The sequence below is a fragment of the Anaerolineae bacterium genome, assembly GCA_014360855.1.
GTDB lineage: Bacteria > Chloroflexota > Anaerolineae > JACIWP01 > JACIWP01 > JACIWP01.
Window position 1 is genome coordinate 1 of sequence record JACIWP010000097.1, and the last position, 10,706, is coordinate 10,706.

General features: G+C 61.6%; 9 protein-coding genes. All 9 read right to left on the bottom strand.

All coding sequences use genetic code 11. The features are described from left to right. Positions 1 to 62: 62 nt before the first annotated feature. On the bottom strand, positions 63 to 587 hold the full coding sequence (gene atpH / locus H5T60_06945; GenBank protein MBC7242166.1) for an ATP synthase F1 subunit delta: 525 nt from the start codon (positions 585 to 587) through the stop codon (positions 63 to 65). Then, a complete protein-coding gene (gene atpF / locus H5T60_06950; protein ID MBC7242167.1) occupies positions 584 to 1,078 on the bottom strand; it encodes a F0F1 ATP synthase subunit B in 495 nt (164 codons plus the stop codon). Before atpF ends, atpH begins: the two co-directional genes overlap by 4 nt. Positions 1,079 to 1,164: 86 nt before the next feature. Continuing rightward, positions 1,165 to 1,392: an ATP synthase F0 subunit C gene (gene atpE / locus H5T60_06955; GenBank protein MBC7242168.1), complete on the bottom strand. Its 228-nt coding sequence runs from the start codon at positions 1,390 to 1,392 to the stop codon at positions 1,165 to 1,167. 80 nt (positions 1,393 to 1,472) lie between these two features. Further along, entirely contained in the window at positions 1,473 to 2,417 is a 945-nt protein-coding gene (atpB, locus tag H5T60_06960) for a F0F1 ATP synthase subunit A (GenBank protein MBC7242169.1), read from the bottom strand. A gap of 186 nt (positions 2,418 to 2,603) precedes the next feature. After that, positions 2,604 to 3,755 (bottom strand): M42 family metallopeptidase, encoded by a 1,152-nt coding sequence (locus H5T60_06965; protein ID MBC7242170.1) that lies wholly within the window; start codon positions 3,753 to 3,755, stop codon positions 2,604 to 2,606. A gap of 153 nt (positions 3,756 to 3,908) precedes the next feature. Continuing rightward, the gene (gene groL, locus H5T60_06970) at positions 3,909 to 5,537 is read right to left on the bottom strand and encodes a chaperonin GroEL (GenBank protein MBC7242171.1); all 1,629 of its coding nucleotides are present in this window, start codon (positions 5,535 to 5,537) and stop codon (positions 3,909 to 3,911) included. Between the two features lie 61 nt (positions 5,538 to 5,598). Continuing rightward, positions 5,599 to 5,895: a co-chaperone GroES gene (groES, locus tag H5T60_06975; GenBank protein ID MBC7242172.1), complete on the bottom strand. Its 297-nt coding sequence runs from the start codon at positions 5,893 to 5,895 to the stop codon at positions 5,599 to 5,601. A 158-nt stretch (positions 5,896 to 6,053) separates the two neighbouring features. Further along, complete coding sequence (locus tag H5T60_06980) at positions 6,054 to 9,278, bottom strand: TIGR00341 family protein (protein ID MBC7242173.1); 3,225 nt, start codon at positions 9,276 to 9,278, stop codon at positions 6,054 to 6,056. An 18-nt stretch (positions 9,279 to 9,296) separates the two neighbouring features. Then, the gene (locus H5T60_06985; GenBank protein MBC7242174.1) at positions 9,297 to 10,436 is read right to left on the bottom strand and encodes a tetratricopeptide repeat protein; all 1,140 of its coding nucleotides are present in this window, start codon (positions 10,434 to 10,436) and stop codon (positions 9,297 to 9,299) included. Positions 10,437 to 10,706: the final 270 nt, after the last annotated feature.

Sequence of the window (10,706 nt, forward strand, 5' to 3'; positions counted from 1 at the left end):
AGGGCCACGCATATACCTCCTTGCCGACGATTCAGGACATAAACCGATGGCCGGCCGCGCCGTCAGGAGGAAAGCAGTTGCTCGCGCAGGCGTTCGAGCTGGCTGGCGAGCGTGCCGTCAATGACGGTGTCGCCCACCCGGATGTGCAAGCCGCCCAGCAGGGAGGGGTCCACATGGAACTCGCAGTCCACGTCGGCCCCAAAGCGCCGGCGGATGAGGGCGGTGATGCGCTCGCGCTCCTCCTCGCTCAGCTCCACCGCGCTGGTGACATGAGCGACCTCCCGCACGCGGCCGCGCGCCATCAGACGCTCGAAGGCGGCGCTCACATCCGTCAGCATGGGCAGATGGCCCTTGTCCAGCAGGAAGCCCAGGAAGCGGCGAAATTTTTCGCTGGCCCCCGGCGGCACCACCGCCTGCAGGCGCTGGTACTTTTCCGCCGGCGAGGCCTCATCGCTAGCCAGAAAGTCCGCCAGCGCCCGGTCCTCGGCCAGAGCCTGCTGGACGCTCTTCAGCCAGGATGCCCATTCCTCGAGCGCCATCTCATATAACGTTTGGGCATAGTGCAAGGGCAGTTCTTCGCGTCTCACGACAGCGCCTCTGTCTCCGCCAGGAATTTCTCGATCAGCTTGCGCTGAGTCTCCTCATCCAGAGTGGTGCCGATGAGCCGGCGCGCGATGGCCACCGACAGGTCGCTCACCTCGCGGCGCAGTTCCTGGGCCATCTGCTCGCGCATGCGCTCGGCCTCCTCGCGAGCGCGCTTGCGGATTTCCTCCGCTTCCGCCTCGGCCTTCGCCCGTATTTCGGCGGCCACGCGCTGGCTCGTCTCGGTGGCCTGAGCGATGATGCGCTGGCCCTCGCGCCGGGCTTCGTCCACGATGCGCTCGTATTCCTGCTCGGCTTCCGCGCGCCGGCGCGCCGCTTCCTCGGCATCCTCCAGCCCTTTGCGGATGCGCGCCTTGCGCTCCTCGAACATCCGCAGGACCGGCTTGTAGAGCAGGAAATAGAGGACGACGAGGAGCAGGGTATAATTGAAAATCTGGGAGACCAGCAAGCCAGGATTGATCCCGATCTTTTCCAACGGTATCTCCTCCCAGGTGCATACGCAGGCGAGATCAGAATGAAAGAAGCCGGCTGCCGGCCGGCATCACATCCCTTATCCTGGTATTACACGAATTTGATGATCAGAGCCACCACCAGGGCATAGATGGCGATCGCTTCCGCGAACACGATGGCCAGGATCATGTTGTTGCGCACCTCGCCGGAGGCCTCGGGATTGCGTCCGATGGCCTCCATAGCCTTAGCACCCATCCATCCGATGCCCAGAGCCGGCCCGATGGCACCCAGGCCAATGGCCATTGCCGCCGCGAACTGCTTTGCCGTCATGAGGTCCATGGTCTCTTAATGCCTCCTGTCAATGTGCTGATTGGTTCAGGGTGAGAACATTTCGTTTATGTCAGGCCAGGACGCCGGCCTTATTCCGCATGCTCGCCTTCCCCATGCCCCAGGGTGGCCAGGGAGAAAAATACGACGCTCAACATCATGAAGACCAGGGCCTGCACGAAGCCCACGAACAACTCCAGCCCATAAAATGGGAGGGAGACAATATACGGGATGAGGAATGCCATCACCCCCAGCAGGACCTCGCCGGCGAAGATGTTGCCAAATAGACGGAAGGTGAAGGAGATGATCTTGGCGAACTCGCTCACCAGCTCCAGCAGGCCCACGAACATGTTGACAAAACCCTCGAAAACGCCGTGGCGAAAGTCCACATGGATGAACTTGGTGAAATAGCGCAGGCCGAGGGCCCGGATGCCGAAATACTGGGTCAGAAACACCGACGTCAGCGCCAGGGCCAGCGGCATGTTCACATCTGTGGCGGCGGAGCGCAGGAAGGGCACCAGGATGTAGCCGTGTCCGTGTTCTGCCGGCTGACGGAGGATCAGCGCCAAGCCCTCGGAGATTTCCCGGATCTGATAGCCAGTGGCGCCCTCATGGGCCTCGTGCAGCCAGCCGACGCTCCCGTAGAAGGGCAGGATGCCGGTCCAGTTGGAGATGATGATGTACAGGAAGATGGTGGTCACGATGGGGAAGAATTTCGGCGCCCATTTGGGGCCGGCGACGCTCTCCACCAGCCCGTAGATCAGCTCCAGCACCCATTCCATGACGTTCTGCAGGCCCTTCGGCACCAGGCTCATGTTCCGCGTAGCGAAATAGGCCAGCAACACCAGGGTGATCACGGAGATCCAACTGGCAATCAGGGTGTTGGTGACAGGAAAGCCGAACAGGTGAAAGACGACTTCAGGAGCGATCTCGATAGCCGGCAGGACCACCGGAGGGACAAGCAGGGAGAGGACAACGATCAAGGCGATGATGCCTAACGCCGGGAGCAGTACTTTGCGGGATAGTAATCTCGACACGATGTCGGTTCCTCCCGTAGGATATGCTGGCACCGTGCGGAAAATGAACTCGTGCCCGTGCCGCACGATTACATACATTATATCGAAATGCAGTCGTTCGCGCAAATATGAAACAAGAAGGTTCGCGTGCTATATCACGAAGTGAAAGGGCAGGCTGTCCCAGAAAGGGACAGCCTGCCGGCTTGCTTATGGCAGGAAGCCTGCCACCGTGTCCGCATCCAGCCGTTTGGCCAGCGCCACCACCAGCTCCAGGGCATGGTCGTAATCATCCCGATGGATGATGCCCACGTGGCTGTGAATGTGGCGCGCCGGCACACCGATGACCACCGTCGGCACGCCCGTTCGATATACATGGATGTACCCGCCGTCGGTGGCGCCGCCCTCCATGGTGGAAAGCTGGAGGGGGATGTTCAGCTCCCTGGCGGTGTCAATGACCAGGTCGCGGAACTTCAGGTTGGGGATCATCATGGCGTCGTAGAGCATGAGGCTGGGGCCCTTGCCCAGTTTGATGGAAGATTCCTCGGGTTTGATGCCCGGCACATCGCCGGCGATGTCCGACTCCAGGATGATGGCCGCGTCTGGCTCCACCAGGGCGACGGAGGTCCTGGCGCCGCGCAGTCCCACCTCCTCCATGACCGTTGCCGCGGCGTACACCGTGTTGGGGTGCGGCTCGCCGGCCAGCCGCTCCAGCGCCTGCACCATCAGCGCACACCCGATCCGATCATCCCAGGCCTTGCCCAGATAGGCCTTGGGGACCGACAGCATGGTGAAGTCACTGACCGGCACCACCGGGTCCCCCAGGCGCACGCCGGCCTCCTCGACCTCCTGGCGCGAGGTAGCCCCGATGTCAATGTACATATCGCGCTTCTCCACCAGCTTATCGCGCTCTTCTTTCGGCAGGATATGGGGCGGTTTGGCCCCGATGACGCCCGGGACGTCGCCCTTATGGGTCTTGATGATGACGCGCTGGGCGAGGAGCACCTGATCCCACCAGCCGCCCAAGGGCACAAACTTGATGAAGCCCTCGTCGGTAATGTGGCGCACCATGAAACCGACTTCGTCCATGTGGGCGGCCAGCATCAACCGGGGCGCCGGCGCGCTTCCCTCCAGCCGCGCCACCAGACTGCCGATTTTGTCCTGTTCCACAGCGGCCGCCGGCGGCAGCGCCTCGCGAATCAGCCGGCGCACCTCATGCTCGTAGCCCGGCACACCAGGCACTTCCGTCAGCCGTTTGAGCAGCAGTTCGGTCTGATCCAATGTCCTGCCTCCTTTGCACAACGTATGTAGCCCTGCTCGGGGGAAGGGGAAGATATGGCTCGGACGACCAACCGCATGCATCATAACCGATGTACATCCGAAAGGCAAACCGGGCGCGCCAGAAACACGGATGGGCGTCCGGGCCTGCAGGGATGGTACGAGACAGCTCGCGGCGGTGGAAAACAGCAGGCCCCTCCGTGGGGGAGGGGCCTGAAGTGCGTTCGGAAGGTGGTATTAATACTCCGGCGGCGTCGGCGTGCCGGCCTTCTCCTTCTCAGGGATGTCGGTGATGAGCGCCTCGGTGGTCAGGATCATGGCGGCGATGCTGGCGGCGTTCTCGACGGCCGAACGCGTCACCTTGGCCGGGTCGATGATGCCGCGCTCCACCATGTCGGTGTACTCGTTGGCGATGACGTCATAGCCGATGCGCGGGTTGTTCTTCTCCCGCTGGAGCCGGCGCACCTCTTCCACGACCACGGCGCCGTCCATGCCGGCGTTCTCCGCGATCATGCGCATAGGCTCTTCAAGGGCGCGGCGCACGATCAGCACGCCGGTCTGCTCATCCGGATACTGCATCTTGACGTTGTCCAGCGCCGGGACGGCGTTCAGCAGGGCCACACCGCCGCCCGGGACGATGCCCTCTTCCACCGCGGCGCGGGTCGCCGACAGCGCGTCCTCGACGCGATGCTTCTTCTCTTTCAGCTCGGTCTCGGTCGCGGCGCCCACGCGGATGACCGCCACACCGCCGGCGAGCTTCGCCAGGCGCTCCTGCAGTTTCTCGCGATCATAGTCGGAGGTGGACTGCTCGATCTCCGCCTTGATCTGCTCGATGCGCGCCTTGATCATCTTCTCGTCGCCCTTGCCGCCGACGATGGTGGTCTCTTCCTTGGTGACGCGCACCTTATCGGCGCGACCCAGGTCGCTGATCTGGGCGGTCTCCAGCTTGCGGCCCATTTCCTCGGTGATGACCGTGCCGCCGGTCAGGATGGCGATATCCTGGAGCATGGCCTTGCGGCGATCACCGAAGCCAGGCGCCTTGACCGCCACCACGTTCAGCAGGCCCCGCAGTTTGTTCAGCACCAGCGTGGCCAGCGCTTCGCCGTCCACATCTTCGGCGATGACGACCAGGTCGCGCTTGCCGATCTGCACCAGCTTCTCCAGGATGGGCACGATATCGGTGGCGGCCGAGACCTTCCTGTCGGTGATCAGAATGAAGGGGTCTTCCAGCTCGGCGACCATCGCCTCAGGATTGGTGACGAAATAGGGCGAGATGTAGCCGCGGTCGAACTGCATGCCTTCGACGTACTCGGTCTCGAACTCGAGACCCTTGGACTCCTCGACGGTGATGACGCCGTCCTTGCCGACCTTGTCCATCACTTCGGCGATGAGGTCGCCGATCTCTTTATCGGCGGAGGAGATGGCCGCCACGTTGGCGATTTCCTGCTTGGTAGTGACGGGGATGCTCATTTCCTTGATGGCCTTGACCACGGCCTCGGTGGCCGCCTCAATGCCGCGCTTGAGGAGCATGGGGTTGGCGCCGGCGGCCAGGTTTTTCAGGCCCTCGTTCACGATGGCCTGCGCCAGGACCGTGGCGGTGGTGGTGCCGTCGCCGGCCACATCGTTGGTCTTGGTGGCCGCTTCCTTCAGGAGCTGGGCACCCATGTTCTGATACGGATCCTCCAGTTCAATCTCTTTGGCCACCGTCACGCCGTCATGGGTGATGGTCGGGGAACCCCATTTCTTGTCCAGCGCGACGTTGCGGCCCTTGGGACCCAGGGTGGTCTTTACCGCGTTGGCCAGGGTGTCAATTCCGATCTTCAGGTTTCGGCGAGCTTCGTCGGCGAATACCAACTGCTTAGCCATATGTCATATCCTCCTTATGTGGTGTATATGCGGTATAATGGTTTTGAGGGAAAACGGGGGATTACTTCTCCACGATCGCCAGCACGTCGCTTTCCTTGAGGATCAGGTACTTCTCGTCCTTGATCTTGACCTCGGTGCCGGCGTACTTAGCGAACAGCACGATATCGCCGACCTTGACTTCCATGGGGATGCGCTTGTTGTCCTCGCCCATGCGGCCGGGGCCCACTGCCAGCACCTCGCCCTCCTGCGGCTTCTCCTTGGCCGTCTCCGGCAGGATAATGCCGCCCGGGGTCTTCTCTTCCTGCTCCAGCGGCTTCACCACGATGCGGTCCGCCAGGGGTTTGAGATTGACTGCCATAGTGACCAACCTCCTTTGTCCTGATAAAATGTTCGGGCTTTGCTCTCGTTCTTAGCACTCTTTCATGGAGAGTGCTAATTTCTAGCCTGTAATATACTCAATTGGGACTTGTTTGTCAAATTTCAAAGAGGGGAATTAGCACTCTTAGGTTTGGAGTGCTAGCGTGCCGATGCCGGTGCACCGGCGTGAAAGAGGGTAATGGGGATGACTGTGATGCGAACGTCCGCCTCAGTGCTCAGAAGGGTTCGCACCGCGCCGGCGAGCGCCCGGAACTCCTCTTGAGAGGGAACTTGAGAGGCATACAACCATACTTCCACACTCGGCTGGCGCGCGCGTATATCCAATTTCATCTCCCCCAACTTCGTTTCGCCCTCCCAGCCCGCGATATGCTCCTGAACAGTACCTCGGATCTCTCCTTCAAGACGTGTTTGCCGTACCGAATTCTGTAAAATCACCACTAAGGGGATAGAAACCGCCACGAGGAGGAGAAAAGAGATGAGAAATGCACGCCGCAGGCGGGTATCCCTTGCGCGCGGGGGCCGAATGCCCAGCAGAAGGAAGATGACCGCCCCGGCGACCGCGATGGCGATGAGGTTAGCGAGGAAAAGCAGGAGAGCGCCGCCGGCGATGGTGCCATTCCCCAAAGCCAAGCCAATGCCGGCAGCACAGAGTGGAGGCATCAACGCCGCGGCGATGGCCACGCCGGGCAGGGCCGCGGCCACTTCCTTACGGCCCAGCGCATAGGCGCCCGCCGCACCGGACGCCAGAGCCACCACCAGATCCAGCAGAGAGGGATGGGTGCGTGCCAATATTTCACTGCCCACCGCAGGCTGGGGCACAATCCACGTCAACAGAATGGCAAGGGCAAGGGATGCCACCATCCCTTTCAAGACCGATTCCAGGGAGAGGGTCAGGAGCCGTACATCTCCCCGTACCAGTGCCATGGAGATCGCCATGATCGGCGTCATAAACGGTGCCACGAGCATTGCGCCAATGATGACCGCCGCGCTGTTCTGCAACAATCCCAGGGTGGCGATGACAGAAGAAAGCACAATGAGGGTGAAGTAATTGACGCCCGGGCGCGCGTCCTCCCGAAGGTGACGATAAAGCGCAATTTGCTCCTCCATGGACAAATCGGGGAAAATCCGATCCAGCAGATGCCAGATCTGAAACGTCCAGTAGCGCGCCGCGCCAAGATAGCGCCGGACCAGGACGACGGGAATGGTTGCCTCCTGCGCGACTTGCTCCGGGACATTGCCGAAGATGATTTGGTCCAGCACGCCCACTTCAGTCGATCCGATAAGGAGGAGGTCATACCCCCGCCGGCTCTCAGCGAGAATCGTCTCAGCAATATTTCCTTCCGGCGGAATTATCTTGAATTGGATACGTTCGCTTTCCGGCAGCCCCTCGATCGTGGAGGCCAGACGCTCCCGCGCCTGGGCCAAATCTTCCTCGGTGGGGTTGGGCGGGGTGATATTCAAGAGGGTGACGCGGCCGTCATGCGTTTCCGCCAGTTCTAGGGCCAGAGCCGCGGCCAGAGGAGCATGGGGGCCGCCGGCGGTAGGAACCAGGATATGACCGATTCGCTTCATCTCGGCCCCTTTTACCACCGCCACATCGCAGGGCGCATGCTGAACCACAGTATCGATCACTCGGCTCAGGCGCGCGTCATCCCTTCCTTTTGTCCCTTTCCAGCCCAGGATAATGAGGTCACACTTTTCCTCGCGAGCTGTCTCGAGGATGCCCCAAGCCGCATCGCGCGCCAACCGCGTGATGGGATAGATGGAGACGCCGACAGCATCCCCATTCGGAACGGACCAGGCCAGGAGCTGCGATTGTTCCTGCGCTAGACGACGCCCCTCCTGCCATCCCATTTGTTCGGACAACACCACTACGTTGAGAGGAAGCACTTCCCCTCCCCGCCGTCGTGCCAGGGCAAGGGCGATCTGGATCTGCATTCGGCGCACACTTCCACCGATGACCGGCACGAGGACTCGAAACCCCTCTTTCGGTTTTTCGGGCTGGTGTAGTTCCTTGCGTGGGACGAAAAGCTGTTGACCCTTTTGGGCCTTGATGTGCGCCTTTCGGCCGTAGAGAAGAAACAAGATGATCCCAAGCCCGCCCCAGACAAAGAGCCCCAACAACCCCGCATGCGTCAGATTGGCAGCCAGGAGGGCAGAGACGATGGCCGAGAGCAGCGGCACCAGGGGGCGGAACGGAAGGGGATGCGTCAGCGCCGCGGCCGGCGTGGTGGCGCTGCGCAAGCTTACTAGCCCGATCACCAGCAGGAACCCGCCAGCGCTGAGGGAAAGGAGCACCTGATCCGAGATCAAAACGCCGCCGGCCAGGGAAAGTGCTCCAAACGTCACCAACCAGCCGGCGCGCCGCACCTTGGGCGAGGAGGTGGGGAAGGACGGCAGAAAACCGTCGCGCACCATCGGATAGAGGCACCTCAGACCGGTGAGCATCAGCGTGGAAAGAGAGACACCCAGCAAGGCAGCGAGATACCCATTTTCGAGCGCGCCGGCGGCATTCCCCCAGCGTTCCACGAACCAGCGCCCGATCCAGGTTAGCCCCATCGCCGAGGGAGATACATTCACCTGGGTAAAATACCCAGCCAATAGGAGGCCGGCCAGGAGCATCGTGCCGGGGAGGAGAAGGGCCAAGGTCGTGCGAACGACTGTCATCTCCCGCCGGACCTCGGCGCGCGCCTGGAGAGCCAGCTCGATGCCGGCGGCGATAGGTGCCAGCATCGCCAGGGAAGAGAGCCAAGATAGAAGAGAAGGGGCTCTCTGGATAGCAAGACGTTTCACGTCAGTGTGAGGTACACCAAAGAGAAACGTCAGCACCATCAGGGCAATCAGCCCACCGACAAGGCGGGACATCAACTGCCGATTACGGAGCGTGCCGGCGATATTTCCCAGCACTGCCAGCACCAGCCAGAGGGCCGTGAGGAGCAACGCCGGCGGAGAAAAGTTCTCATCGAGGGCAATCAGTGCCTGAAGCAAATATGCCCCTGCCACGCGAGCCAGCAGACCTGTTAGTCCCACAAAACCGAGGAGGAGAAACCAGCCGGCGAAAAAAGTGAGGAGATCGCTGTCGTCTTCCCGTTGTGCTAGGCCATAAAATCCCACGGTACGCCACGCCGGCCGGGAGAGCATTTCGGCCACGGTGATCCCCCACAACCCCCCGATACCGCCGGCGAGGAGAAAGGTGAGCCAGGCGCATTCGCCTACTATTTCTGCGACATAGGGGCCTACCCCCAGTGTAGCGGTCGAAAACGCGAGCGCGCCCGCCATCCATGCCAGTCGGAGCGGAGGAAGCTCACGCCCAAACTGAACGTCGGCCCGCTCGCGTTCTTCCTCTCCCGTTTCGCGAGTCATAATGCGCTCCCGGTGTGATCAGGGCGACTGTTCTGTGCTGTTGCCCCCCTCACAAATACTGATGCCTTGCCATGCAGGTTCTGCGGTGGGATCCTCTTGCAGCGCGCGTTCCAACCAAGGTATTCCCTGGTCGCACTGCCCCAGGTACGCGTAGGACAGCCCCAGCTCGTAATAGTACTCTACGGAATCCAGGCCCAGGGCAATGGCCTTTTCCAGGTGCGTGATGGCCGATTCATAGTTGCGCTGGACGTAGTAGACCACGCCCAGATGGCCGTAGGCCGGCGCGTACGCCGGGTCCAGCTCAATGGCTCGCTGGAGATTGGCCTCCGCCAGCTCGTAATCCTGCAGGGAATAATATGCCCAACCCACCTGGTCCAGGACGTGAGGATTATCCGGCGCGATGGCCAGCGCGGCCTTCAACCGCGCTAAGGCATTGTCCTTATCCTTCAACAGCAGGTAGTTGCGCGCCAGGGAGAGGTGAAGCAGTACCCATTTCGGGTGCACCTCCAGCGCCTTCTGATAGTACTCGACCGCCTGCTTATACTTGCCCTGCGATTCCAGCACGTAGCCGGCCGTGCGCAGGACGATCAGATTACTGCCATCCAGCTCCAGCGCCTTCTGTTTAATCTCCCAGCCCTTGTCGGCTCGTCCCTTGTCGGTGTAGGCCTCCGCCAGGAAGGCATAGGCCTCGGGGAAGTCCGGATCCAGGTCCACGGCGCGCAGGCCGTGCTTGATGGCCTCGTCCACCTGGCCGGCCCAATCCAGCACCATACACATGGTCGCTTCCAAAAAGGCGTTATCCGGCTCCAGCTCCAGCGCCTGCTGGGCACGCTGAACCGCCTTTTCCGATTCCCCCTCCCAGGCCAGCAGACGGGCCTGTTTTGCCAGCACCTCGGCGTTGTCCGGCTCCAGCAGAAGCGCCTGCTCGTAGGCCTCGATAGCGGCATCCATCTGCCCATTGGCGTAATAGCGGTCCCCCTCTTCCACATAGGATGCCGCGGTGGGGGTGGGGGTGGGGGTTGGCTCGAAGGGGCGCACCCACTGCGGTTGCTGTGTGAAGATGTAATATCCCAGCCCGATCAGGACCAGGTCCAGCACTAGTAACAGCAGGACCCGGCCGGGGCGCGAACGCCGGCGCCGGGGGCGGCCGATGTACATTCCTTCACTCCTGCAGCCCAGATGCATGAATCGCCGGCCGGCATTATAACACGGCCGGCGCCCTTCGCCAAGCTTCCCCCAGCCCGCGTTGCCAGAATGCGGAAAATGTGGTATGATGCGTGCGAGCTATCCTGTGCATAAGGACGGAATATCTGACCATGGAACGTCTTTGGTCACCCTGGCGCATGGCATACCTTACCAACGCGGAGAAGCCAGAGGGATGCGTCTTCTGCCGCAAATTGGCCGAAGAGGACGACGCGCAGAACCTGC